Annotated in this window: 23 protein-coding genes; 8 read left to right on the forward strand and 15 right to left on the reverse strand. The window is 47.4% G+C overall.

The features are described 5' to 3' along the window. Entirely contained in the window at nt 1–786 is a 786-nt protein-coding gene (gene znuB, locus AB8599_RS10550) for a zinc ABC transporter permease subunit ZnuB (RefSeq protein WP_407330857.1), read from the forward strand. 96 nt (nt 787–882) lie between these two features. Here znuB and sucD read toward each other — a convergent pair whose 3' ends face one another. From sucD to sdhC, 8 genes are all read right to left on the reverse strand, one after another. After that, nucleotides 883–1,755: a succinate--CoA ligase subunit alpha gene (sucD, locus tag AB8599_RS10555; RefSeq protein ID WP_407330858.1), complete on the reverse strand. Its 873-nt coding sequence runs from the start codon at nt 1,753–1,755 to the stop codon at nt 883–885. Continuing rightward, a complete protein-coding gene (gene sucC, locus AB8599_RS10560; RefSeq protein ID WP_407330859.1) occupies nt 1,755–2,921 on the reverse strand; it encodes an ADP-forming succinate--CoA ligase subunit beta in 1,167 nt (388 codons plus the stop codon). Before sucC ends, sucD begins: the two co-directional genes overlap by 1 nt. Nucleotides 2,922–3,017: 96 nt before the next feature. After that, complete coding sequence (odhB, locus tag AB8599_RS10565) at nt 3,018–4,232, reverse strand: 2-oxoglutarate dehydrogenase complex dihydrolipoyllysine-residue succinyltransferase (RefSeq protein ID WP_407330860.1); 1,215 nt, start codon at nt 4,230–4,232, stop codon at nt 3,018–3,020. Between the two features lie 28 nt (nt 4,233–4,260). Continuing rightward, on the reverse strand, nt 4,261–7,071 hold the full coding sequence (gene sucA, locus AB8599_RS10570; protein WP_407330861.1) for a 2-oxoglutarate dehydrogenase E1 component: 2,811 nt from the start codon (nt 7,069–7,071) through the stop codon (nt 4,261–4,263). A 121-nt stretch (nt 7,072–7,192) separates the two neighbouring features. Beyond that, nucleotides 7,193–7,903 carry a succinate dehydrogenase iron-sulfur subunit gene (locus tag AB8599_RS10575; protein ID WP_407330862.1) on the reverse strand — a complete coding sequence of 237 codons (711 nt, stop codon included), beginning with the start codon at nt 7,901–7,903 and terminating at the stop codon, nt 7,193–7,195. A 15-nt stretch (nt 7,904–7,918) separates the two neighbouring features. Further along, nucleotides 7,919–9,685, reverse strand: coding sequence for a succinate dehydrogenase flavoprotein subunit (sdhA, locus tag AB8599_RS10580; protein WP_407330863.1), 1,767 nt, complete (start codon nt 9,683–9,685; stop codon nt 7,919–7,921). After that, nucleotides 9,686–10,033: a succinate dehydrogenase, hydrophobic membrane anchor protein gene (gene sdhD, locus AB8599_RS10585; protein WP_407330864.1), complete on the reverse strand. Its 348-nt coding sequence runs from the start codon at nt 10,031–10,033 to the stop codon at nt 9,686–9,688. Next, a complete protein-coding gene (sdhC, locus tag AB8599_RS10590; RefSeq protein ID WP_407330865.1) occupies nt 10,027–10,419 on the reverse strand; it encodes a succinate dehydrogenase cytochrome b556 subunit in 393 nt (130 codons plus the stop codon). The genes sdhD and sdhC overlap by 7 nt, the downstream gene beginning before the upstream one ends. A gap of 406 nt (nt 10,420–10,825) precedes the next feature. On the opposite strand from sdhC, the gene AB8599_RS10595 reads away from it, so the two are divergent. Beyond that, complete coding sequence (locus AB8599_RS10595) at nt 10,826–12,115, forward strand: citrate synthase (protein WP_407330866.1); 1,290 nt, start codon at nt 10,826–10,828, stop codon at nt 12,113–12,115. Nucleotides 12,116–12,234: 119 nt separating this feature from the next. On the opposite strand, the gene AB8599_RS10600 is transcribed toward AB8599_RS10595, so the two are convergent. Further along, on the reverse strand, nt 12,235–12,993 hold the full coding sequence (locus AB8599_RS10600) for a Nif3-like dinuclear metal center hexameric protein (protein ID WP_407330867.1): 759 nt from the start codon (nt 12,991–12,993) through the stop codon (nt 12,235–12,237). A 119-nt stretch (nt 12,994–13,112) separates the two neighbouring features. Here AB8599_RS10600 and AB8599_RS10605 point away from each other — a divergent pair, with 119 nt between their 5' ends. Then, nucleotides 13,113–13,877, forward strand: a complete 765-nt coding sequence (locus AB8599_RS10605; protein WP_407330868.1) for a DUF1853 family protein — start codon at nt 13,113–13,115, stop codon at nt 13,875–13,877. A 77-nt stretch (nt 13,878–13,954) separates the two neighbouring features. Here AB8599_RS10605 and pgm read toward each other — a convergent pair whose 3' ends face one another. Together pgm and seqA are read right to left on the reverse strand one after the other, a co-directional pair. After that, complete coding sequence (pgm, locus tag AB8599_RS10610) at nt 13,955–15,601, reverse strand: phosphoglucomutase (alpha-D-glucose-1,6-bisphosphate-dependent) (protein WP_407330869.1); 1,647 nt, start codon at nt 15,599–15,601, stop codon at nt 13,955–13,957. A 121-nt stretch (nt 15,602–15,722) separates the two neighbouring features. Further along, nucleotides 15,723–16,268, reverse strand: a complete 546-nt coding sequence (gene seqA, locus AB8599_RS10615) for a replication initiation negative regulator SeqA (protein WP_407330870.1) — start codon at nt 16,266–16,268, stop codon at nt 15,723–15,725. A gap of 100 nt (nt 16,269–16,368) precedes the next feature. On the opposite strand from seqA, the gene AB8599_RS10620 reads away from it, so the two are divergent. The 3 genes from AB8599_RS10620 (at nt 16,369) to fldA (ending at nt 18,060) form a co-directional block, all read left to right on the forward strand. Further along, nucleotides 16,369–17,142 carry an alpha/beta fold hydrolase gene (locus AB8599_RS10620; RefSeq protein ID WP_407330871.1) on the forward strand — a complete coding sequence of 258 codons (774 nt, stop codon included), beginning with the start codon at nt 16,369–16,371 and terminating at the stop codon, nt 17,140–17,142. Nucleotides 17,143–17,201: 59 nt separating this feature from the next. Next, nucleotides 17,202–17,423 (forward strand): DUF2788 domain-containing protein, encoded by a 222-nt coding sequence (locus AB8599_RS10625; RefSeq protein WP_407330872.1) that lies wholly within the window; start codon nt 17,202–17,204, stop codon nt 17,421–17,423. Between the two features lie 109 nt (nt 17,424–17,532). Then, complete coding sequence (fldA, locus tag AB8599_RS10630; protein WP_407330873.1) at nt 17,533–18,060, forward strand: flavodoxin FldA; 528 nt, start codon at nt 17,533–17,535, stop codon at nt 18,058–18,060. Nucleotides 18,061–18,115: 55 nt separating this feature from the next. Here the strand turns inward: fldA and AB8599_RS10635 are convergent, their stop codons facing one another. Continuing rightward, nucleotides 18,116–18,595: a DUF4442 domain-containing protein gene (locus AB8599_RS10635; protein ID WP_407330874.1), complete on the reverse strand. Its 480-nt coding sequence runs from the start codon at nt 18,593–18,595 to the stop codon at nt 18,116–18,118. A gap of 194 nt (nt 18,596–18,789) precedes the next feature. Here AB8599_RS10635 and fur point away from each other — a divergent pair, with 194 nt between their 5' ends. Next, on the forward strand, nt 18,790–19,239 hold the full coding sequence (fur, locus tag AB8599_RS10640; RefSeq protein ID WP_407330875.1) for a ferric iron uptake transcriptional regulator: 450 nt from the start codon (nt 18,790–18,792) through the stop codon (nt 19,237–19,239). A gap of 100 nt (nt 19,240–19,339) precedes the next feature. Here the strand turns inward: fur and glnS are convergent, their stop codons facing one another. From glnS to nagE, 3 genes are all read right to left on the reverse strand, one after another. Continuing rightward, nucleotides 19,340–21,004 (reverse strand): glutamine--tRNA ligase, encoded by a 1,665-nt coding sequence (glnS, locus tag AB8599_RS10645; RefSeq protein WP_407330876.1) that lies wholly within the window; start codon nt 21,002–21,004, stop codon nt 19,340–19,342. Between the two features lie 136 nt (nt 21,005–21,140). After that, nucleotides 21,141–23,816 (reverse strand): beta-N-acetylhexosaminidase, encoded by a 2,676-nt coding sequence (locus AB8599_RS10650; RefSeq protein ID WP_407330877.1) that lies wholly within the window; start codon nt 23,814–23,816, stop codon nt 21,141–21,143. 95 nt (nt 23,817–23,911) lie between these two features. Continuing rightward, nucleotides 23,912–25,408, reverse strand: coding sequence for an N-acetylglucosamine-specific PTS transporter subunit IIBC (gene nagE, locus AB8599_RS10655; RefSeq protein WP_407330878.1), 1,497 nt, complete (start codon nt 25,406–25,408; stop codon nt 23,912–23,914). A gap of 265 nt (nt 25,409–25,673) precedes the next feature. Here nagE and nagB point away from each other — a divergent pair, with 265 nt between their 5' ends. After that, nucleotides 25,674–26,474 carry a glucosamine-6-phosphate deaminase gene (gene nagB / locus AB8599_RS10660; protein ID WP_407330879.1) on the forward strand — a complete coding sequence of 267 codons (801 nt, stop codon included), beginning with the start codon at nt 25,674–25,676 and terminating at the stop codon, nt 26,472–26,474.

A 26,474-nucleotide genomic window follows, 5' to 3' on the forward strand; every position in this document is an offset into this window, starting at 1 on the left:
ATGTTGGAATTTCTTGCCATCCCTTTATTGGCGGGTATGTGCATTGCGGCAGCCGTTGGCCCCTTAGGCTCGTTCGTTGTCTGGCGAAAGATGGCGTATTTTGGTGACACTCTGGCTCATGCCTCTTTGTTTGGTCTTGCGCTTGGCTTTATGCTGCAAGTGAGCCTTAACCTTGCATTGATTGCCAGTTGCCTGACCATCGCTATCCTATTGGTTGCTTTACAAAGAAAGAGCAGTGTCTCTACTGATACCCTGCTGGGTATTATTGCGCATACCTCATTGTCTTTGGGTTTAGTCTCGATAAGCTTTGTCGACGACTTACGAGTGGACCTGATGTCTTACCTTTTCGGCGATTTACTCTCTGTCACAAGTGCTGATCTAGGGTTAATTGCGGGAGGCTGTGCCCTTGTTTCTATTGCGTTGTATACACTTTGGCGACCTTTGCTGACCATTACCGTGGATGAAGACATGGCACGCGTCGATGGCTATAACGTTGATCGCCTGAAGCTGATTTTGATGTTGATGGTGGGCCTAGTCATCGCTATCGCGATGAAATTTGTTGGAGCCCTGATTATTACATCTCTGATGATCATTCCTGCGGCGACAGCAAGACGCTTCGCTGTTAGCCCTGAACAAATGGCATTTCTTGCTAGTGTGATCGGTGTAATTGCCGTCATAGGTGGTATCACCCTTTCTTGGTTTGAAGACACACCAGCGGGACCCTCCGTTGTTGTGGTTGCGGGTCTGTTGTTTTTTATCAGTCAATTTCGTAAACAAGTCGAATAGCATTTTTCTGAATGAAACAACCGTAACCGACAAAATCCAAACGTAAAAAAGGCCGCTTTTAAAAGCGGCCTTTTAGATTCTCAGTTAGCTACAAGCTTACCAACCGGTCGCTTCGCGTAACGCTTTACCGATGTCAGCAAGGCTTTTAACGGTTTTGACACCTGCAGCTTCTAGCGCTGCAAATTTGTCTTCCGCGGTACCTTTACCACCAGAAATAATCGCACCGGCGTGGCCCATACGTTTACCCGGAGGTGCCGTGACACCTGCGATGTAAGAAACAACAGGCTTAGTCACGTTAGCTTTGATATAAGCTGCCGCTTCTTCTTCTGCTGTACCACCGATTTCACCGATCATCACAATCGCTTCAGTCGCTGGATCTTTCTCAAACATCTCAAGGATATCGATAAAGTTTGAACCTGGGATTGGGTCGCCACCAATACCTACACAAGTAGATTGGCCGAAACCTTCGTCAGTGGTTTGCTTAACCGCTTCATATGTCAGTGTGCCTGAACGTGAAACAATACCCACTTTACCTGGCTTATGAATATGACCCGGCATGATACCAATCTTACACTCACCTGGGGTGATAACACCTGGGCAGTTAGGACCGATCATGCGAACGCCAGCTTCGTCTAGCTTCACTTTCACTTCAAGCATATCCAGTGTAGGAATGCCTTCTGTGATGGTCACGATAAGCTCAACACCAGCATCAATCGCTTCAAGGATTGCATCTTTACAAAATGGTGCAGGTACGTAGATGACTGACGCTGTTGCGCCTGTTGCTTCTACTGCTTCTGCTACCGTGTTGAACACTGGCAAACCTAGGTGAGTCGTACCGCCTTTTCCAGGTGATACACCACCTACCATTTGCGTACCGTACTCAAGCGCTTGCTCGGAGTGGAACGTTCCTTGACCACCGGTAAAACCTTGGCAAATAACTTTGGTATCTTTATTGATCAAAACAGACATTATTTGCCCTCCGCTGCAGCAACAACTTTATCAGCTGCTTCAGTCAGTGAGGTCGCAGCAATAATGTTCAGGCCGCTATCGGCCAGTTTTTGAGTTCCAAGTTCGGCGTTGTTACCTTCAAGACGAACAACAACCGGCACTTTCACACCCACTTCTTCAACCGCACCGATGATGCCGTCTGCAATCAGGTCACAACGAACGATACCGCCGAAGATATTAACCAAAACTGCTTTCACGTTGTCGTCAGAAAGGATGATCTTGAACGCTTCGGTCACACGCTCTTTTGTCGCGCCGCCGCCAACATCCAGGAAGTTTGCTGGACTGCCACCGTGCAGGTTAACGATGTCCATCGTACCCATTGCTAGGCCTGCGCCGTTAACCATACAACCAATGCTGCCGTCCAATGCAACGTAGTTCAGTTCCCACTGAGCGGCGTGTGCTTCACGTGCGTCATCTTGGCTAGGATCGTGCATTTCACGCACTTTAGGCTGACGGTAAACAGCGTTGCTATCGATAGTCAGTTTGGCATCCAAACAATGCAGGTTGCCTTTGTCTGTAATGACCAGTGGGTTGACTTCTACAAGCGCAACGTCACGCTCGATGAACAACTTAGCAATACCCATGAAGATTTTGGTGAACTGCTTAATTTGGTCGCCTTGAAGGCCCAATTTAAATGCCAGTTGACGGCCTTGGTATGGCTGAGGGCCAACCAATGGATCGATCGCCGCTTTGTGGATCAGCTCTGGCGTTTCTTCCGCCACTTTTTCAATTTCCACGCCACCTTCAGTCGATGCCATGAAAACGACGCGACGTGTGCCACGGTCGACAACCGCACCCAGATAAAGCTCTTTGGCAATATCTGTGCACTCTTCAACCAAAATCTTGCTGACAGGTTGGCCATTCGCATCAGTTTGATAAGTGACTAGGTTTTTACCCAGCCAGTTATGTGCAAATGCTTTGATTTCTTCTTTGTTGCTAACAAGTTTCACACCGCCCGCTTTACCGCGGCCACCAGCGTGTACTTGGCATTTAACGACCCATTTGTCGCCGCCAATCTTGTCAGCAGCTTCGGCTGCTTCTTGAGGAGTGTCGCAGGCGTATCCTTCAGATACTGGCAGTCCGTATTCAGCAAATAGCTGTTTTGACTGATATTCGTGCAGGTTCATGATGTTCTATCCGTGTCAAATTCCATATTATAGGTCTAATTGCTTTCCACACAGGGGGCGTCAATGCCCCCTGAAACCGACAAAAGCCGGTACTACTTATACGTCAAGCAGCAAACGCGTTGGGTCTTCTAAAAGCTCTTTAATGGTCACTAGGAAACCAACAGACTCACGTCCATCAATCAAACGGTGATCATATGAAAGAGCAAGGTACATCATTGGCAGGATTTCAACCTTACCATCAATCGCCATAGGACGATCTTGGATCTTGTGCATACCAAGGATAGCAGCTTGTGGCGGGTTAATGATTGGTGTCGACATCAGAGAACCAAACACACCACCATTGGTGATGGTGAAGTTACCACCCGTCAAATCCTCGACCGTCAATTTGCCATCGCGGCCTTTGATAGCAAGTTCTTTAATGCCTTTTTCGATATCTGCAAGGCCTAGGCGATCACAGTCACGCAGCACAGGTGTTACCAAACCACGTGGAGTTGATACTGCCATGCTTACGTCAAAGAAATTGTGGTAAACAATTTCTTCGCCATCGATAGACGCGTTAACTTCAGGGTAGCGCTTCAGCGCTTCTACTACTGCTTTCACGTAGAAAGACATGAAGCCTAGACGAATGCCATGACGCTCTTCGAACACATCTTTGTATTGCTTACGAATGTCCATGATGGGTTTCATGTTCACTTCGTTGAAGGTTGTTAGCATTGCTGTGCTGTTTTTCGCCTCAAGCAAACGCTCAGCGACACGCTTACGGAGGCGCGTCATAGGCACACGCTTCTCGCTGCGGTGACCAAGAGCTGGTGTTTCTTCTTTCGCTTGAACCGCTGCAGGCGCAGCTTTTCCGCCACCGTTCTTCAAGAAAGCATCAATGTCTTCACGTGTGATGCGACCACCAACACCTGTGCCTTTGATTTGATCAGGGCTGACATTATTTTCTGCAAGAAGACGGCGTACTGCAGGGCTGAGTGCATCATTTTGCTCATCAGTGAGAGACGCTGTATGGCGCTTATCCGGTGATGATTCTGAAGCAGCAGGAACATCTTGAGTTGGTTCACCCGCAACCGCACCTGCTTTGATTTTTGCAAGCAGTTGCTTAGACAGTACCGTTGCACCTTCCTCTTCGATAATCGCTTCCAACACACCATCTTCTGGTGCTGGCACTTCAAGAACCACTTTGTCGGTCTCAATATCAACCAGCACTTCATCGCGTTTTACAACGTCGCCCGGTTTCTTGTGCCAAGTCGCGACTGTCGCGTCTGCTACAGACTCAGGTAGGTCGGGAACCAGAATTTCGATTGTCATATCGTTTTTTTCCTTAGCTTTCTAGTTCTTAATTCAGGGTAAGAGCGTCTTCAATCAACGCTTTTTGTTGTTTTAAATGCACAGACATATAACCAACAGCGGGTGATGCAGACGCAGCACGTCCCGCATAACTCAGTGTTGAATCCGCCGGTATTGCCATTCTGAAATTGTGTTGGCTGCTATACCATGCGCCTTGGTTCTGTGGCTCTTCTTGGCACCATACAAAGTCTTTGGCATTCACGTATTGACTGATAACCGCTTGTAGGTCCTCTTTCGGGAACGGATACAATTGCTCAATACGCACAATGGCGACGTCTTTGATTTCTTCTTTGCGTCTTGTCTCAAGCAAGTCGTAATAAACCTTGCCCGAACACATAACGACACGCTTCACGGCGTTCGCATCCAGTTCATCCACTTCACCGATGGCGGCTTGGAAGTTACCGTTAGCGAGTTCATCAAGAGATGAAGTACAGAGCGGATGACGTAACAATGACTTAGGCGACATGACGACTAACGGACGACGCATTGGGCGAAACACTTGGCGACGAAGCATGTGATATATCTGTGCCGGTGTTGAAGGCACACATACTTGCATGTTCTGCTCAGCACAAAGCTGAAGATAACGCTCTAAACGTGCAGATGAGTGCTCTGGACCTTGACCTTCATAGCCATGTGGCAGAAGCATAGTTAGACCACACATACGGCCCCACTTCTGCTCGCCTGAGCTGATGAATTGGTCGATCACAACTTGTGCACCATTCGCGAAATCACCAAACTGGGCTTCCCAAACAGTCAGACCACCTGGCTCGGCGGTTGCGTAACCATATTCAAATGCCAGCACTGCTTCTTCAGACAATACAGAGTCAAATACTTGGAAAGGACCTTGTTTATCATGAACGTTAGCGAGTGGAATGTAGGTGCTCGCATCGATTTGATTGTGCAAAACTGAATGACGGTGGAAGAAGGTTCCGCGTCCTGCATCTTGCCCGCTGAGGCGAATACGTTTTCCGTCGTCAACAATTGTCGCGTATGCCAATGTTTCGGCCATACCCCAGTCCAGTGCTTTCTCACCATTCACCATCGCGACGCGATCGTTATTAAGCTTTTCAACACGGCTGTGTAGTTTGTGACTTTCTGGATATTGCGTTAAACGCTGACCAATCTCGACCAAACGTTGCATATCGAACGTGTTCGGCCATTCAACGGTCCAGTCATGGCCTAAATACGGCGACCAATCCACCGAATGAAGCGCCATAGGACGATATTCTTTAGTGACATGTTCGCCACGATCAAGGGCATCACGATATTCGTTGATGAGGTAGGTCGCTTTCTCTAGGTCTGCAACCTTTTGATCGGCCAACACATCGGCGTAAATCTTACGTGGCGTTGGGTGTTTCTTGATTTTTTGGTACATCAGAGGCTGAGTTGCATTTGGCTCGTCGGCTTCATTGTGACCATGGCGGCGATAGCACACCAAATCAATAACAACGTCACGTTTAAAGGTGTTGCGATAGTCCAACGCTAAGCGAGAAACAAACGCCACCGCTTCGGGATCGTCCGCATTCACGTGCAGGATTGGGGCCTGAACCATCTTCGCGATATCCGTACAATACTGCGTAGAACGCGTATCTTGCGGATTGGATGTTGTGAAACCAATCTGGTTGTTCACAACGATGCGAATTGTCCCGCCAACGCGGAAACCGCGGGCTTGTGACATGTTGAAGGTTTCTTGCACCACGCCTTGCCCTGCAATAGCAGAGTCACCGTGAATGGTAATTGGCAAAACGGTTGAGCCGTCTTTATCGCCCAAGCGATCTTGACGTGCACGAACAGAACCGATGACAACAGGGTTGACGATTTCTAGGTGTGACGGGTTGAAGGCCATCACTAAGTGGACATCGCCACCGGGTGTTGCGAAGTCACAAGAGAAGCCTTGGTGATACTTAACGTCGCCCGTACCCCAAGATTCACCATGCTTGCCCGCAAACTCGTCAAACAGTTCTGAAGGTTTCTTACCCAGAACGTTGACCAGCATGTTCAAACGACCACGGTGAGCCATACCAACAACGACTTCACGTGCGCCGTTCGAGCCCGCTTGGCGAATAATTTCTTTCACCATTGGGATCAGGGCATCACCACCTTCAAGCGAAAATCGCTTTGCACCAGGGAATTTAGCGCCTAAGTAGCGCTCTAAACCTTCTGCAGCCGTCAGCTCTTCAAGCAACGTCATTTTTTCGTCGTTTGAGAACTTGGGCTGACCAACCACAGATTCCAAACGCTGTTGAATCCAACGCTTTTCGTCTGTGTCTGTAATGTGCATGTATTCAGCGCCGACAGAACCACAGTAGGTTTTGTTCAGAGCATCATAAAGGTCGGCAAGTTTCATGCTCTCTTGCCCAATAGCAAAAGAACCTACATTGAAGGTCTCTTCGAAGTCTTCTTCGTTGAGAGAGTGAAAAGATGGATCCAGATCTGGCACGCGTTCACGTTGCCAAATACCTAATGGGTCCAATGTTGCTTGCTGGTGTCCACGGAAACGGTAAGCATTGATTAACTGCAATACTTTTACCTGTTTCGCATCGACATCCGGATCACTGACTGAGGCACTATAATGCGCTGTCTCGGTGGCGAGCCTACGGAAGTATTCACGAACTCTTGAGTGGGGTTGCTCGGGTGCGTTGCCATTCACAACAGGCAGCGCATTAAACACTGCTTGCCATTCGCTATCTACAGACTCGGGGTCACTGAGGTACAGTTCGTAGAGGTCTTCTACGTAAGTTGCATTGGCGCCAGCCAAATGAGAAGACTCTAACCAAGCCTTCATCACGCCATTTTGCATTGTTATCCCTTAACCACTTAGTTATATGTATTGCCACAACCGGGGGTTAACCGGCGTTCCTTTTAAGCTCCTCTGACGAAGAGCTTAAATCTTTATTCATGTAGGTGTACAGAAGCCAATTTTACACTGCGCGTTTAAGCAACATGGAGCGTATATGGCCGATAGCTTTTGTCGGATTTAGTCCTTTAGGACAAACATTTACACAGTTCATGATGCTATGGCAACGGAAAACGCTAAAAGCGTCGTCCAGATCTGATAAACGCTCATCCGTCGCCGTATCACGACTATCAATTAGCCAACGATACGCAGCCAAAAGACCCGCAGGGCCGACAAATTTGTCTGGGTTCCACCAGAATGATGGGCACGACGTGCTGCAACATGCACACATGATACATTCGTAAAGCCCATCAAGATGTGCGCGATCTTCAGGCGATTGCAAATTTTCGCGCGCAGGTGGAATACTGTCATTAATCAGGTAAGGTTTGACGCGCTCGTAGTTTTGATAGAACTGAGTCAAATCAACAATCAAGTCGCGTACAACTGGCAAACCTGGCAACGGACGGATCACTATGCTTGATTTATCAGTCAATGCTGACAATGGCGTGATACATGCCAAGCCATTTTTACCGTTCATATTAATGCCATCGGATCCGCAAACACCTTCACGACAGGAGCGTCGGAACGCCAAAGTCGGATCTTGCTCTTTCAGCAAAATCAGCGCATCCAGAACCATCATGTCTGAGCCTTCAGGCACTTCAAGGGTATACCCTTTCATGTGCGGCGCGTCGTCAACGTCCGGGTTGTAACGGTATACAGAGAAATTTAGTTTCATAATTATCTACCTCCCTTAGTATGTACGCGCTTTAGGTACAAACGTATCACGATGAATCGGTGTCATGTTCACATCACGCTTCGTCATCGCCTCAGTTTCCGGGTTGTAGATGGTGTGGCACAGCCAGTTTTCATCATCACGCTCTTGGTAATCAAAGCGTGCATGTGCACCGCGACTCTCGGTGCGGTAGTTGGCTGCAACTGCGGTAGAAAATGCAGTTTCCATCAAGTTATCCAGTTCCAAGCACTCGATGCGTTGAGTATTGAACTCGCTTGACGTGTCATCAAGACGCGCCTCTTTAAGGCGTTCACGAATCGCTTTAAGCTCTTCCAGACCTTGCGCCATGGCATCACCTTCACGGAATACCGAGAAATTGTTTTGCATGCAAGACTGAAGGTCTTTACGAATTTGAACTGGGTCTTCACCTTTCTGCGTTGAATTCCAGCGATTAACACGAGCCAAAGAAGCTTCGATGTCAGACTCAGACGCATCACGCGCTTCAGCTTGTGCCGCAAGCGTTTCACCAAGGTGAAGACCTGTTGCACGACCAAAGACAACCAAATCGAGTAGCGAGTTACCGCCAAGGCGGTTTGCACCGTGAACAGAAACGCTTGCGATTTCGCCACAGGCAAACAGACCTTGAATTTCAACGTCGTTGCCATTCGAGTCCTGCTTAATTGCCTGACCAGAAATCTGAGTCGGAATACCGCCCATCATGTAGTGACAAGTAGGAATAACAGGGATCGGCTCTTTGATAGGGTCAATGTGCGCAAAGGTACGAGACAGCTCCAGAATACCCGGTAGGCGCGCTTCGAGGACATCTTTACCTAAGTGATCCAGTTTCAGCTTAAGGTGTGGACCCCAAGGACCATCACAGCCACGACCTTCGCGAATCTCAACCATCATTGAACGAGCAACAACGTCACGTCCGGCAAGGTCTTTAGCGTTAGGTGCATAGCGCTCCATAAAGCGCTCACCATCTTTGTTAAGAAGATAACCACCCTCACCGCGACAACCTTCTGTCACAAGCACACCCGCGCCAGCAATGCCTGTTGGGTGGAATTGCCACATTTCCATGTCTTGCATTGGAACGCCAGCACGCAACGCCATGCCCACGCCATCACCAGTATTGATGTGTGCGTTGGTAGTAGATTGATAAATACGACCTGCCCCACCAGTTGCCATGACCGTTGCTTTGGCTTTGAAGTAGCAAATTTCACCACTTTCCATGCACATTGCCGTTGCACCAACTACTGCGCCGTCTTGGTTTTTCACCAAGTCCAGTGCATACCACTCAGAAAAGATCATTGTTTTATTTTTGATGTTCTGTTGGTAGAGAGTGTGAAGCAGTGCGTGGCCAGTACGGTCAGCAGCCGCAGCGGTACGAGCAGCTTGCTCACCGCCAAACGCTTTAGATTGACCGCCGAATGGACGTTGGTAAATGCTGCCATCTTCGAAGCGAGAAAATGGTAGACCCATTTTTTCAAGTTCGATGATCGACTGAGGGCCTGTTTTACACATGTATTCAATGGCGTTTTGGTCACCGATATAATCAGAGCCTTTAACCGTATCGTACATGTGCCATTCCCAATTATCTTCATGGGAATTGCCCAGTGCTACCGTAATTCCGCCTTGCGCAGAAACAGTATGTGAACGGGTTGGAAATACTTTTGAGAGCAGCGCACAAGAAAGGCCCTGCTCTGAAATTTGTAGTGCAGCACGCATACCTGCGCCACCTGCACCAATAACGATTGCATCAAATTCTCTTACTGGAATACTCACTTACACACCCCACAAAACAAAAAAGCCAGTCAACAGGTAGACAAAAAGCAGTGCAACGATGCCAAACTGCATCAGGGCACGAACCAACGTCGGCTTAATGTAATCAGTTAGCACTTGCCACATACCAATCCATGCATGGATTAATACGCAAACCAGCGCCAACATGGTAAATACTTTGTTACTCGTCTGGCCCCAGAACGCAATCCAACTTTGGTAAGTTAGGTCTGGACCAAAAGCAAAGAATCCCACCATGTATAGGGTGTAGAGTGTCATAATAATGGCAGTCGCGCGGATCAAGATAAAATCATGAACACCGTTTCTGCCAAATGAAGATACATGTCCTACCATACTAACCCCCACGCTAAAACAGACAGCACTGCAGTGATACCGAATGCTACTTTCGCACTCATGTTCCCTGACTCAAGTTCCTCGAAATACTTCATATCCATTAGCAAGTGGCGAATACCACCCACAATGTGATACGCGAGCGCCGTTAAGATGCCCCACAGTATGAACTTGGCAAAGAAACTATCCACGATGTCCGCAGCAGCTTCAAACCCGCTAGGAGAGGATAATGATAGACTTAGTAACCAGAGAAGGATGGCAACCGAGAAAAAGGTGATAACACCCGAAACACGGTGCACAATAGACGCTATCGCTGTGATGGGGAAGCGTATGGTCTGAAGGTCGAGGTTTACCGGTCTTGGCTTTTTTACTTTCACGATATGGCCCACTCAGCTCCATTGAGCAATTATTGTTATAACACTCCCTGGATACACATTTCGCGACAGCGCCAGACCTGCAACATCTTTTAATTACGTTTTACGGAGTCTTCTGCTATTAACTGCAGATCAAGCTTCGTTTTACGCAGACAAAATATCGATTTGAGCCCCGAAACGCCCCGGCATTGTGTAATATCCAGAGACCTGCCGCTGAGTATATGCCCCGTAACATTTAAACACAAACCAATAAAATTGACGGAAATCCCGAAACAGAGCATTAACTTAAAGCGAACATAATCTTGATACTTCCGCACACCCTACAAAGATCACTTCTGTAAATTGACATCTTATGAAGCGATCGGTACAACAACGGTGTCCGTATCCGGGATAGGATTATATAAAAACAAAGGAGAATGTTATGGCAGAGAAGAAAGCTACCCTACATATTGAAGGGAAAGCACCTATCGAACTGCCGATCAAAGGGGGCACAGTCGGTCCGGAAGTGATCGACGTTCGTGCTTTGGGTGCAAATGGCTTTTTTACATTTGACCCAGGTTTTGTTGCAACAGCGTCGTGTGAGTCACAAATTACGTATATTGATGGTGACGCGGGCGTTTTATTGCATCGAGGCTTTCCAATTGATCAATTAGCCAATAACGCTGATTATTTAGAAGTCTGTTATATCCTTCTGTATGGGGAAGTCCCAACCCGCAAGCAATATGAAGAATTCCGCAAAATCGTTACTCGTCACACTATGGTGCACGAGCAAATTGCGAGCTTCTTCCATGGCTTCCGTCGTGATGCGCACCCAATGGCTGTTATGGTGGGTGTTGTCGGCGCACTTGCTGCGTTTTATCACGACTCGCTAGACATCAATAACGACGAACACCGCGAAATCACGGCGTACCGTCTGCTGTCTAAGATGCCGACGCTAGCGGCGATGTGTTACAAGTACTCTATCGGTCAGCCTTTCATTTACCCAAGAAATGATTTGGATTACGCCGAGAACTTCCTTCACATGATGTTCGCAACACCTTGTGAAGAATACGAAGTTAACCCTGTTGTTGCTCGTGCCATGGACAAGATCTTTACCCTACACGCTGACCATGAGCAGAATGCATCAACATCAACCGTTCGTCTGGCAGGTTCTTCAGGTGCTAACCCATTTGCATGTATTGCAGCAGGTATCGCATCGCTTTGGGGTCCTGCACACGGTGGCGCAAACGAAGCATGCTTGAAGATGCTGGAAGAAATCGGCTCTGTCGAAAATATTCCGGAATACATTGAGCGCGCGAAAGACAAAGAAGACCCGTTCCGTTTGATGGGCTTCGGTCACCGTGTTTACAAAAACTACGATCCACGCGCGACCGTCATGAACGAAGCGTGCCACGAAGTGCTTGATGAGCTCAACATCAACGACCCATTGCTGGACGTTGCCATGGAGCTTGAAAGAATTGCCCTTTCTGACCCGTACTTCGTTGAGAAAAAGCTGTATCCGAACGTCGATTTCTACTCAGGTATTATCCTGAAAGCGATCGGTATTCCTGTGTCCATGTTCACCGTGATTTTCGCGATGTCTCGGACAATTGGTTGGATTGCTCACTGGAACGAAATGCACAGCGACCCACAAAACCGTATTGGCCGACCACGTCAGTTGTATACAGGTTACGACCAACGTGATTTCAAGCCATTGAAAGATCGTGATTAACATTCGTTTATCAACGATTGTTTGCATATAAACAAAACGCCGCAATGCGGCGTTTTTTTGTTATTCGAAACAGAGGGGAAAAATAATACAGCCACCAACCTAATCAATATAAGTGCATATTAAACTGGGTTATTAATATCTATAAAAGTGACATCTAGCTGATGATTTTTTACTAACCACTCTCCCAACGCTTTTATTCCATAGCGCTCAGTAGCGTGATGTCCCGCACCAAAATAATGTATGCCCTGCTCTCTTGCAGAAAATGTCGTTCTTTCCGACACTTCACCAGAAATAAAAGCATCCATGCCTTTGCTGGCAGCTAAATCGATATAATCCTGACCACCGCCCGTACACCAACCAACACGTTTAATTGGCTTGTCGCTCCCCCCATCAATAAACAACGGCGTTCTGTTTAATCCACGTTCAATCAGCGCTGCAAATTCATCGCTTGTCATCGCGTCGGGCAACTCTCCCCACACCGCCACTGAGTTAGCATTACCGTCTTCAAGACCACCACGCTGCTCAATGCCCAGCAACTTTGCTAGTTGTGCGTTGTTGCCCACTTCAGGATGCACATCAAGCGGCAAGTGATAAGCGTAAAGGTTAATCCCGTTCTCAATAAGCGCTTTGATTCGTCGAAACTTCATGCCTTTAATCGGTTCAGGTTCGCCGCGCCAAAAATAGCCATGGTGAACCAACACAGCATCAGCACCTTGCTCTATGGCTGCGTCGACCAAGGCTTGTGAGGCCGTCACACCCGTCACGATTTTTATTACCTCGGGTTTGCCTTCTATCTGCATCCCATTCGGGCAATAGTCTTTGATAAGGTGAGGTTTTAAAAAACCATTGAGAAGTGTTTCGAGCTCAAAATTGTTCATTCTGGATCCTAGATCAGGCGGTGATTTTCAATCATTCTACCCAGCATTGACGTGCAGGTGAACCGACATTCCGATAAGCTGTTAATTCTCAGTCAGTCAATACGTTATGGACATTACGCATGTTTGCCGACAAAGCACAGGTCACGCGTGACATGGAATGGATAGTCAGTACACAAACCATAGTGCAACTGCCCGACATCTATCAGTTCGATCAGCAATTTTGGCAGGGTGTGCCCAAGGAGAACTGGCCGGGCTATGACGGCGGTCAGCGTATCGGCTTCTATTATCAGTGGCTGATCAAACAATGCATAAATTCTCACCCGAGCTATCAGTTAGTGGCCGAAGAGATTCAGGTAAACAAAGATGGACGCACCCTCGGCGCCGTCGATTTTATTGTCGAGAACCCACAGGGCGAGTTAGAGCACTGGGAAGTAGCTGTGAAATTCTACTTGGCGTTTCATTCGGACTGGCATGGTCCAAACGCCAAGGACACACTGGCAAAGAAATACCAAAAGATGACCAAGCAGCAGCTACTCCTTTCCGATACCAAGGAATATCTGACTCAGTTTCCTCAATACCCGATTAGCCATCGAAAACTCTTGATGCAAGGCAGATTGTATACCAACCCCTTCCTTCCTCAACACCAAGTCGCCACGCCTTCAGTGACGCAAAATGCAGTTTGTGGGTACTGGTGTTGGCCGCATCAAATCCCCAAAGACAAAGACTTCCATCAACTTCACCGTCATCAATGGATGCAAGTGCCTAGCTTGTCAGAGCTTACCCCCTTTGTACTGGAGACACCTTTGACGCGCGCGCAACATGTGATTGATGAAGAAGGCATTCACTGGTTCATTGTTCCCGAATCTTGGCCTGCGCCCCATTAAAAAAGCCACCGACATTCGGTGGCCAAATCGCATCAATTTTTTAGTCGCACTAGGTTTCGCTCGCGCTAAACTGCCAATTACAGACCTGCGTTTTTAAACACATCGCTGACAATTCTCTTCGCTTCTTCTTGGATTTTGCCAAGGTGCGCTTCACCTTTGAAGCTCTCACAATAAATTTTGTAGACATCTTCGGTACCAGAAGGACGCGCCGCAAACCAACCGAACTCAGTCGCGACTTTCAATCCACCAATGGCTTGTCCATTGCCCAACGCATGAGTCAGCTTGGCGGTAATTGCATCACCTGCAAGCGTATCAGCCGTCACCATTTCAGCCGACAATTTACTCAATACCGCTTTTTGCTCACCGTTCGCTGGCGCTTGGATACGCGCATAACAAGAAGCACCAAACTTAGCCGCAAGTTCGTCAAAGTATTGCTGCGGGTTTTTGCCAGTAACTGCGGTAATTTCCGCGGCTAGCAAACACAGCAAAATACCATCTTTGTCTGTTGTCCAAGGCGTGCCATCCATACGAAGGAATGAAGCCCCTGCACTTTCTTCACCACCAAAGCCCAGTTCACCATTGTAGAGACCATCAACAAACCATTTGAAACCGACAGGCACTTCGCAAAGTTGACGACCTAAGTTCTCCACAACCTTGTCGATGATGGCGCTTGATACCAGTGTTTTACCGACCCCAACATCACTGCCCCATCGTGGACGGTGCTGATACAGATAATCAATACACACAGCCAAATAGTGGTTTGGGTTCATCAATCCTGCTGGCGTCACAATACCATGGCGGTCGAAATCAGGATCGTTGCCAAACGCAAGATCGTATTGATCTTTGTAAGCCAGCAGCCCTGCCATGGCATAAGGTGACGAACAATCCATACGGATCACGCCATCTTTATCCAATGACATAAAACGGAATGACGGATCAATATCGTCATTCACTAGCGTAATATCGAGTTCGTAATGCGTTGCGATGGCTTTCCAGTAATCAATACCGGAACCACCTAGTGGATCAACGCCGATGTGAAGGTTGGCTTTTTTGATCGCATCGATATCAACAACCTGAGCCAAATCGCGCACATAAGGCATGACAAGATCTGTTTCAACAAACAGATCGCTCGCAGTCGCTAGCGCAAAGCTAACACGCTGAATACCTTCCAAGCCTGCTGCAATGTAGGCATTGGCACGTTGCTCTATCGCCTTAGTCAACTCACCTTCAGCAGGGCCACCATGTGGCGGATTGTATTTGATACCTCCGTCTTGCGGTGGATTGTGCGAAGGCGTGATGACAATGCCATCAGCTTGCTGATCATTGCTTTTATTGTGCGTCAAAATGGCATGAGAAATACTCGGCGTGGGGGTATAACCACCGTCTGCCTGGGCAATCACTTTCACGCCATTAGCAACCAGGACTTCAACCACTGAGCAAAAAGCCGGCTCAGACAATGCGTGGGTATCTTTACCTACGAAGAGTGGGCCAGTGAAACCTTTCTCAGTACGCACATCCGCAATCGCTTGTGCAATTGCCAGAATGTGATTTTGATTGAAGGTCGATTTATCAGCACTACCACGGTGACCCGAAGTGCCAAACTCGACTTTGTGTGCAGGGTTGGTTGGATCCGGCGTCAGCTGAAAGTAGTTCGACACCAATAGAGGAATGTTATGCAGATCTTGTTGCTGAGCGCGTTGACCCGCACGATCAAAACTAGCCATGAGTTCGCATCCTTTCAGGAAATCTATTTCGTAAAATACAAAAAGGCTCGTCAATGACAGAGCCTCTATTCAATCTTATCTATTCGCAGTAAGCATTTTGATGTGATTTATCGCGATAGCTTTAGATTTCACCAACGACTTTTTCAGTAATGTCGCTAGCAAAACCCATCTTAGTCATCAGCTGCTCAACCATCTGGCGCTTACGACCTGTATTTGTGTTCGTGATCACCCAAAATGGAGTGTTCGGAATATGCTTAGGCTTCGTCGTCTTGCCACCTTCTAGCAAGGTTTGCTCGTTATCGGCGAAGTAAACACGGGTACGACCTTTCAACGCCGTAACCTCAGAAAATGCTTGTCCATCAATACGATAGAGCGTAGACAAAACGAGCATAAAGCGTCCTATCGCTCTTTCTTGCGCTGCAAATTCGTCAGAGATCAACAATGAACGCATTTCTTTAACGCGATCTACAGAGTCGTGTTTTCCCGCATCTTTGCTGACAACAATTCCCTTGGGCTTACTAGCGGGAGTCAATGTCGCAACGGGTTGTTGCTCCATCTGCGGTGCCATTAATAGGCGGCGCAGGATGTCCGATGCACTTTCACCAATGTGATGCGTTTGGCTGGCAATGTACCGGTATAGCTCTTCATCAACCTCAATTGTCTTCATCGTTTGATCATCGTGTCCTAATTACAATTCAACAGGGCGATTATACAGAGTTAGGCAGGTATACTCTACGGCAAACGATTCATATTGAGAGAAAAGAACGGTGTTTTTGAACTACAAGATCCAAGGAGAAGGACGCCCTTTGCTGTTGATCCACGGACTTTTTGGCAGTCTGGACAACCTAGGTGGGCTTGCTCGCGTATTGGCTGAGCATTATCAGGTCTACCAGATTGACTTGCCGAACCATGGGCTGTCGCCACGCTCCGAACACGTAGACTATCTTTCGCAAGCCAATGCCGTGAAAGAATTCTTGTTTCAGCAAGATCTTGATCATGTCTCGGTCGTTGGGCACTCCATGGGCGGAAAGGTGGCAATGATGCTAGCGATCACCAACCCCGGTCTCGTTGATCAACTCGTGGTCATGGATATTGCACCAGTGAACTATGAGGTTCGTCGCCACGACGCGGTCTTTGCCGGTTTACATGCCTCAGTGCAATCCCCAATCACGAGCAGGAAAGAAGCAGAAGTGCGATTAGCAGAACATATTCAAGAGCCTGGTGTACGTCAGTTTCTACTTAAGTCCTTGGCTAAAAATGAAAATGGTCAGTTTGAGTGGCGCTTCAACATTGACGCATTAGAAACACACTACAGTGAGATTACTGGCTGGACAGCCAACGGGAAGTTTGACGGCGACACCCTATTTCTCAAAGGCGCAGATTCCGATTACATTTCAGCGCAACACCGTGAAGACATTGAACGCCAATTTCCTCACGCAAAAGCACACGTTATTGCAAACACAGGCCATTGGTTGCACGCCGAAAAACCCGACACGGTAGCGCGTGTGATCACTCGCTTTTTAACAAAGTCAGGGCGTTAACAGACGCGTTCGAGTTGTGATATAGTGCGCGACGAAATAGGTTCCAAAAGGAGAGGGAAATGCTGTACGAGCACTTTGAATTGCTCGAAAAGATAGGACTGGATCTGCTTTTTGCAGCAGTTTTCTTCTTCATCGGCATGGCAATCAAGGACGTTTTGAATGAAGGAAACGTACCGCCTTTTGGCCGACGCATTGTTTGGCTGGTACTTTTCTTAGGTTGCGCAGGTTTTATTACCAAAGGCGTAATCCAGTTATTCTGGGAAGGCGCAGGCATCGGTTGATGTTCGGCGCGTTACCCAAAGCAGAAAGAAGGCTTATCCTTCTTCTACACTTTAGAATTTGGGATGTGTATATTGCATCTCGACTAACAGAAAACAGGTATTCTCTATTATGGCGAGCGTAGGTCTCTTCTTTGGCAGCGATACAGGTAACACTGAAGCTATCGCCAAGATGATTCAAAAACAACTGGGTAAACAACTGGTACACGTTCAGGATATTGCTAAAAGCAGCAAAGAAGATATCGATAACTTCGATCTGCTGTTGCTAGGTATCCCGACATGGTATTACGGTGAAGCACAGTGTGACTGGGATGACTTTTTCCCAGAGCTTGAGCAAATTGATTTCTCAACCAAACTCGTTGCGATTTTTGGCTGTGGTGATCAGGAAGACTACGCAGAGTATTTCTGTGATGCGATGGGCACTGTTCGTGACATCGTTGAAACTAAAGGCGGCACTATCATTGGTCATTGGCCAACTGATGGCTACGAGTTTGAAGCGTCAAAAGCGCTTGTGGATGACAGCCACTTTGTCGGCCTATGTGTTGATGAAGACCGCCAACCAGAACTCACTGCACAGCGTGTTGAAACTTGGGTTAAACAAATCCATGAAGAAATGTGTTTGGCGGAATTAGAAGGTTAATCCCCTCTACCCGTCTGCAAAAAAACGCGCCCTGTGCGCGTTTTTTTATGCCCAGTTAACTTTCCGATTCATCACGATACTTTGGTTTCTTCCTCACATAAAGCACACGTCTGACGCGGCTTACCACTTCCCCTCTCGCATCAACTACATTCACGATAAATTCAGGAAACACCTTGTCCCCATTGGCGGTTGCATGTTGAATTGAAGCGATCGTTTCTTGTGAAATCACAAACTCTGCGAATAGATCAGACGAACCTGGCTTAATGAAGTTAATGTCAGCTTCTTTATCCCAGACAAAATATTTTTCGCCCAAGATGCCCATTAACATCAGCGCGTAAGTCGGGTCTGTCATCGAAAAAATGCTGCCGCCGTATTGGGTGCGGTTCGCATTTTTATTCCACCAGCGCAGTTTTAAACGCATTTTCACAAAACGGAAGTCATCGCTGATTTGTAAGATTTTTATCCCAGCTCCCCAAAACGGTGGCCAGCAGTTAAGCGCAAACTTCACGATCCCTGGTTTGTAGTATTTATACACAGTAGTTCCTTTTCTGGTCTAACCAGTTTATCGTGCCACTTTTACTTAACAACAACAAGCCACAAAACCAACCAATTAGGTCAGATATTTATCGCGTGACACTGGCGGCGACTTATCACATTTGTTACGCTAACACACAATTTTTCCCGTTCTCACAATTCCACAGGGAAAAGCAATTACGTAGGAAGAACCGGATGTCAGATAATAACAAGGCACTGAAAGACGCAGGACTGAAAGTCACTTTGCCTCGATTAAAAATCCTAGAAGTCCTGCAACAGCCGGACTGTCAGCACATCAGCGCCGAAGACCTGTATAAAAAATTAATTGATATTGGCGAGGAGATTGGCCTTGCCACCGTGTACCGTGTCCTTAACCAATTTGATGATGCAGGGATTGTAACCCGTCACCACTTTGAAGGTGGTAAGTCAGTATTTGAACTTGCGACTCAGCATCACCATGATCATCTAGTCTGTTTAGATTGCGGAAAAGTGATTGAATTCACAGACGAAGTGATTGAGCAGCGCCAGAGAGAAATCGCAACTCGCTTCAATGTGCGTCTAACGAACCATAGCTTATATCTCTATGGTCATTGCATCGAAGGTGACTGTAAGACTGATGAAACGCTTCATGATGCGCGCTCTTAAGTAGACTTAGCATTTCAGCCTGTGTTTGTTAGCGTAAATAAAATGACAAGCATAAAAAAACCGGAGCATCTGCCCCGGTTTTTTTGTTTACAGTTGATGATTAGCCGTCAATTTTCGCCCAAGTGTCACGAAGACCCACAGTGCGGTTAAAGACCAACGCATCTTCTGTGCTGTCTTTACGATCCGTACAGAAGTAACCCATACGTTCAAACTGATAGCCTTGTTCAGCGGCTGCTGTTTTTAAGCCTGGCTCAACAAAGCCATGAACCACAGTCAGTGACTCAGGATTGATTGTTGCTGCAAAATCGTCTGCAGCACCTGGATTTGGCACGGTGAATAGACGATCGTAAAGACGGATTTCAGCTGGCAAACCTGCATCTGCAGAGACCCAGTGGATCACACCTTTAACTTTGCGGCCGTCAGCAGGGTCTTTACCCAAGGTTTCTGGATCATAAGTACAATAAACCGTCGTGATCTTGCCATCAGCATCTTTCTCACAACGTTCTGCTTTCACTACGTATGCATTACGCAGACGCACTTCTTTACCTAGAACCAGTCGCTTGTATTTCTTGTTCGCTTCTTCGCGGAAATCTTCAGCTTCAATCCAGATTTCACGGCTAAACGGCACAGTGCGCTCGCCCATTTCTGGTTTGTTCGGGTGGTTAGGCGCTGACAAGGTTTCGATGTCACCATCAAAGTTTTCAATCACTAGCTTGATGGGATCAAGAACCGCCATTGCACGCGGCGCATTGTCGTTCAAGTCATCACGAATACACGATTCAAGAGAACCGATCTCAATCGTATTTTCTTGCTTAGTGACACCAATACGCTTACAGAATTCACGAATAGACGCAGGCGTGTAACCACGGCGACGAAGCCCGGAGATCGTTGGCATACGCGGATCATCCCAACCATTAACCAACTTCTCGCTCACCAACTGACTCAGCTTACGCTTAGACATAACGGTGAATTCAAGATTCAGACGGCTAAACTCATACTGGCGTGGTTGACAATCAATAGTGATGTTTTCCAATACCCAGTCGTACAAACGACGATTATCTTGGAACTCCAACGTACACAGGCTGTGTGTAATGCCTTCAAGCGCATCAGAAATACAATGCGTGAAGTCATACATTGGGTAGATGCACCACTTGTCACCCGTTTGGTGGTGATGTGCAAAGCGAACACGATATAGAACCGGATCACGCATTACCATGAACGAGGATGCCATATCAATTTTCGCACGCAGACACGCTTTGCCTTCTGCGAACTCACCGTTTTTCATTTTGTCGAACAGTGCCAAGTTTTCTTCTACGGTGCGGTCACGGTATGGGCTGTGTTTGCCAGGCGCAGTCAGTGTTCCGCGATATTCACGGATTTCATCTGCACTCAGCTCTTCCACATACGCCAACCCTTTTTCGATCAATTCAACCGCATAGCCATGCAGACGATCGAAATAGTCAGACGAATAGCAGACTTCACCGCTCCATTGGAAACCCAACCAGTTCACATCGCTTTTGATGGATTCAACAAATTCGATGTCTTCTTTTTCTGGGTTTGTATCGTCAAAACGCAAATTACATTGACCTTGATAGTCTTTAGCAATACCAAAGTTCAAACAGATCGACTTCGCGTGCCCAATGTGAAGATACCCATTAGGCTCAGGCGGAAAACGCGTATGAACTGTCTTATGAACACCATCAGCCAAATCTTTGTCTATGATTTGACGGATAAAGTTGCTTGGACGAGCCTCAGACTCACTCATCAAAAAATACCTCGTAGGAAGAACTACATGAAATTACGCCCAATGATCCACGATCACGGGTATTTACTCAACCACTACAGAACATCGAGACGAAAAAAAGCCCGCATATAGCGGGCTTCTGCGTCGCAAGGTGTCGTTATAGCGACACTGCACGACCTTCACGTTGCTTATCGGCACTCAGCGCACGCACTTTCACATCGCTCGCGTCAGAGATGGCAACAGGTGCTGCGTAGTCAGCCCACGTTTTACCGCTGTCTACCGAGTACTGAAGTGGCAGGCCAGGCATGCTGATGTTCATGTGCAGTTTACCTGCTTCAATCACAGCGCCAGGGACTGGGATGCGATATTGAATACCCGCCGCGTCCAGTTTCGCCATTTCACGTTGACCCATCACGTTTGCAAAGCGCGTCCAGTCTTGCAACTGAGCGTCTTTATTCACATAGTTGGTATCAAGGCTGTATGCTTTACCTACTTGGTAATCCAACTCCCAATCTGCTTTGTGCCATGCGCGCTCTGCCGCTGCAATCACACGAGGGAAGACCATGAACTCGTACTGTTCGTCAGTACGCACGGTTTCGCTCCAAAGCTGAGCAGATAGACCATGAATGCCTTTCGATTCCACAGTGCCTTTACCGTTGAAGCCATTGCCGTCGCGGTCGACTGACGTTTCAGCATTTTGTGGCAAGTTTTCCGGTGCGAAACCGAACATCTTACGCGTATCAGTTGCACGGGTTGCCCAGTAGTAACCTCGTTCTTTTGGATCAACCTCGTAAGGCATGTCCATGTAAACGTAATCTGGGTTTGACACGATCACGTCATAGCCCTTGCTCGCCCACTCATAAGCTGATGCGTCACCGCCCCAGTACAGAACGTCCCAGAAGTTAACACGAACGTTGTCAGTGTCGAATGCTGACGCATCTTTCGAGTACTTCAGGCCATCCTGCCACGCTTGGAAGTTAGGGATGTCATGTGCCGCAACCACTTTGCTTACACGCTCAGCAAAGTAGCTTGGTAGGTGACCGAAGTCTTCTGCCACGCCCTCTGCGATCGCTTTTTGACACACAGGCGATTTCGCAAATGGCTTGTCTTCTTGGCTTAAATCAATATTACCTTTCCAAGAAACAGGCTCTGCTGCATTCAAGTCTTGGAAACCGGCGTTTAGCTTGATGTTCTTCGCTTCGTCACCACCAAAATGCCAGGTCGTCAGAGGCATGCCTGCTTCAGCGTGCATGGCCTTAACTTCGGTGATCACTTTGTCCACGAAGTTCACTGATGAATCCATGCATGGGTTGATGAAGCTGCGCTTGTCATACAGCTGAACCGTCGTCACATTTGATGTATCCAAAGGATCCATCAGACGGAACTCTTCTGCTTTGGCAAGATCGCCTTGCTCTACATACTTGGTGTAGCGTGCTTCCATAGAAACAACGGCTGCACGTGAGTGAGCTGGCATATCGATTTCTGGGATCACTTCAATACCGCGTGCTTTCGCATGACGCAGAATTTCCATGTAATCGGCTTTAGAGAAGAAACCTGAACCGAAGTTTTCAGTTGTTGGGCCCGAACCCAACTGTGGCAGCAGACATGAGGTTTCAGACAGATCGTGACAACGGTTTGCACCTACGTCAGTCAGCTCTGGCAAGCCAGGGATCTCTAGACGCCAGCCCTCATCGTCTGTCAGGTGAAGGTGTAGTTTATTCAGCTTGTAAGCTGCCATCTGATCAATGGTACGCAACATCGCTTCTTTTGAATGGAAGTTACGCGCGACATCAACCATCACACCGCGGTAATCAAAGCGAGGTGCATCTTCAATCGCAACCCAAGGCAGCATGCCACTGTCGTCTTTGTCCATCAGTGCCATCAGTGATTGCAAGCCGTAGAATGCACCTACACTGTCAAAGCCAAGCACATCAACACCGGCCGCATTCACCGCTAGCTTGTAAGCACCCGATACCGCTTCTTCGCCGCTAAACGCTTTCGCATCAACATTGATATTCAGTGCGATATCACCGTCTACGTTGACACCCAAAAGCGCTGCACGATCTTCAAATGCCGCCAATTGGTCAGCATCTAGAGCATTGTTCGTCACGGCAAAGCCAGACGTGACATGCAGAGCGCCACGCATTTGCTTGATTTTCAGTGGTGTTGGGATAATAGATGCTTCAATCGCGCTATTCGACAATTGCGCTACATCGCTGTTTTTTGCAAAGCGCGAGGCTGCGGTCGCCAATATGTTGTTGTCTTCTGGTGTACGCTTCCACTTGTCACCATCAATCTCAGCAACAAATGCGTCGACGTTTTCCGTGTTCAGTGACTTGATGACTTTTGGCTCTGCATCTCCCACAACCACATAGGCGCGTGGCATGAAGTCAGTTTCAAACAGTGTCCAGTACTCTTGAATTAGGGGTATTTCAATTTTCTCACCCGCCGCGAAACCGACGAAGGACGCCGTTGGCGTCAGTTCATACAGGTCACCCGTCAAGTGCTTGATGGTGAAGTCTTCGTTTTCAACATCAAGGATGACACGAATGCTGTGCAGGTAGATTTTCCAATCGTTACCCGTTACTGCTTCACCATCATTCACCACGGTCATCAGGATCTTGTTACAAGATGCCCACTCTGCACCCATTTCCTGACATGCCATACCATCCTGAGCGCCAGTGTTGGTCTGAATGTTGTAGCTTATGTCCAACTGAGAAGCCAACGCATCAACCGTTGCTTGTTGTGCAGAGCCAGAAGGCAGAATGCCACAACCAGCAAGACCGGCGGCAACCGCTGCAGATAAGAATCCAATCTTAAATGTCTTATTCATATACGTATTTCCCTACGATTTGGCCGAATTCGGCCCAAAAAAAGCCGACCCCGCTAAGGGCCGGCTATATTGACTGTTTAGTCAGTATATTTTAATTAAGGCAGTTTGATTTCTGACAAATCTTCAGTTGTGCCAACTTTTTTCATTTCGCCAGCAACAATTTCTGCCAATGGACCCAAGATAACCTGAAGGTTATTGGTGCCCAATTTAACAACACCCATCGCACCCAGTGCTTTCAGTGTTTTCTCGTCGATCTGAGCGCCATCTTTAACAGTCAGACGAAGACGAGTAATACATGCATCGATAGTGGTTAGGTTGTCGTGACCACCTAGTGCTTTCAGGTACTGGCGAGCCAGGATACCGGTCTCTTTAGATGCTTCAACGCCATTTGATTCAGCGTCGTCATCTAGATCTTCACGACCAGGCGTTTTCAGGTTGAACTTAACGATCGCGGTGCGGAATACTGCGTAGTAGATACCGAAGAATACCAAACCTTGAACGATAAGCATGTACCAGTTAACAGCCAGCGGGTTACGTGTAGACAAGAACAAGTCAACAAGACCTGCAGAGAAACCGAAACCTGCAATCCACTGCATAGATGCAGCGATGTATACAGAGATACCTGTCAGCAATGCGTGAAGCACGTAAAGACCAGGTGCTAAGAACATGAACGAGAATTCTAGTGGTTCAGTCACACCGGTAAAGAATGATGCGAAACCAGCAGCGATCATGATAGATGCTACTTTCTCTTTGTTCTCAGGCTTAGCCGTGTGGTAGATAGCTAGTGCCGCACCTGGCAGACCAAACATCATGATTGGGAAGAAGCCCGCTTGGTACATACCTGTTACACCAACAGTTGCAGTACCTTCAGCTAGGGACTTAGCGCCACCAAGGAAGTTAGGAATATCGTTAATGCCTGCAACGTCGAACCAGAATACTGAGTTCAGAGCGTGGTGCAGACCAACAGGAATAAGAAGACGGTTAAAGAATGCATAGATACCTGCACCCAATTCGCCCATACCTTGAATACCTTCACCGAAGCTAACCAGACCACCATAAACACTTGGCCAAACGTACATCAGGATGAAAGAAACAATGATTGCAGCAAAAGAGGTAACGATTGGAACCAGACGCTTGCCAGAGAAGAACGCCAACGCTTTGTGCAGTTCTACGTGTGAGAAACGGTTGTACAGTTCCGCTGACATGATACCGACCAAGATACCAACAAATTGGTTCTGGATCTTACCGAAAGCCGCTGGAACAGCACTTGGGTCAATGTTTTGAATTTGAGCAACAGCACCTGGCGACAGTAACGTAGTCACTACGTACATACCAACCAGACCGGCTAGCGCAGCAGCGCCGTCTTTGTCTTTAGACATACCATAGGCAACACCTACAGCAAACAGCCAAGACATGTTATCAATGATTGCAGCGCCTGCTTTGATCAAAAATGCCGCCAGAACGCTGTTTGCGCCCCAACCGGTCGGATCGATAAAGTAGCCGATACCCATTAGGATTGCAGCTGCAGGAAGCGTGGCAACGGGTACCATTAACGCTTTACCTACTTTTTGGAAATAACCGAGAATATTCACCTGTGTTCCCCCTATAGTGGTTCTTTCTCAGAGTTGTAATGACAACATGGGACTTTTTTTACTATCCAATGTGAGTCAGGTGGAGTTTATTCCATTAATTTCGCCCCGCAAATTAAAACAGGTGCAATTGTGATTTTTGTCACTCAAAACGATACGAGATCCTGTTTTTTGCTAGCGCCATCATAAAACTTATTTTATGATGAAAACTAAGATACAAATCCACTATGCTGTATAGTCTGAATTTGAATTAATTAAGAGGTGTACCGTGAGACTTATCCCTTTACAAACCGCACATGAAGTAGGCTTTTGGTCAGCGCGCTATATTGTTGATAAGATTAACAAATTTGCTCCAACTGAAGATCGTCCGTTTGTTCTGGGTTTGCCGACTGGTGGCACCCCACTGAACACCTATAAGCAACTGATTAATCTTCATAAGCAGGGCGAAGTAAGCTTTAAAAACGTCGTCACGTTCAACATGGACGAGTACTGTGGTATCCCAGCAGATCATCCAGAATCTTACCGCAGCTTTATGTTCAATAACTTCTTCAATCATATTGATATTAAAGAAGAAAACATTAACCTTCTGAACGGCAACACTGACGATCATGAAGCAGAATGCCAACGTTACGAAGAGAAGATTAAATCTTACGGTCGTATCAACCTATTCATGGGTGGCATTGGCAACGACGGTCACATCGCATTTAACGAGCCAGCATCGTCACTTTCATCACGTACTCGCATCAAAACCTTGACGGAAGATACGCGTATTGCTAACTCTCGTTTCTTTGACAATGACATCAACCAAGTACCTAAACACGCACTGACTATTGGCGTAGGTACCTTGCTTGACGCAAAAGAAGTGATGATTCTGGTTACTGGCCACAACAAAGCGCTTGCTCTGCAAGCCGCGGTTGAGGGTTCAGTGAACCACCTATGGACAGTTTCTGCGCTTCAACTGCACCCTAAAGCACTGATGGTATGTGACGAACCGTCAACCGCTGAACTGAAGGTGAAGACAGTGAAGTACTTCCATGAGCTAGAAGCTGAAAACATCAAAAACCTGTAA

The sequence above is a fragment of the Enterovibrio litoreus genome (genome assembly GCF_045679545.1).
GTDB lineage: Bacteria > Pseudomonadota > Gammaproteobacteria > Enterobacterales > Vibrionaceae > Enterovibrio.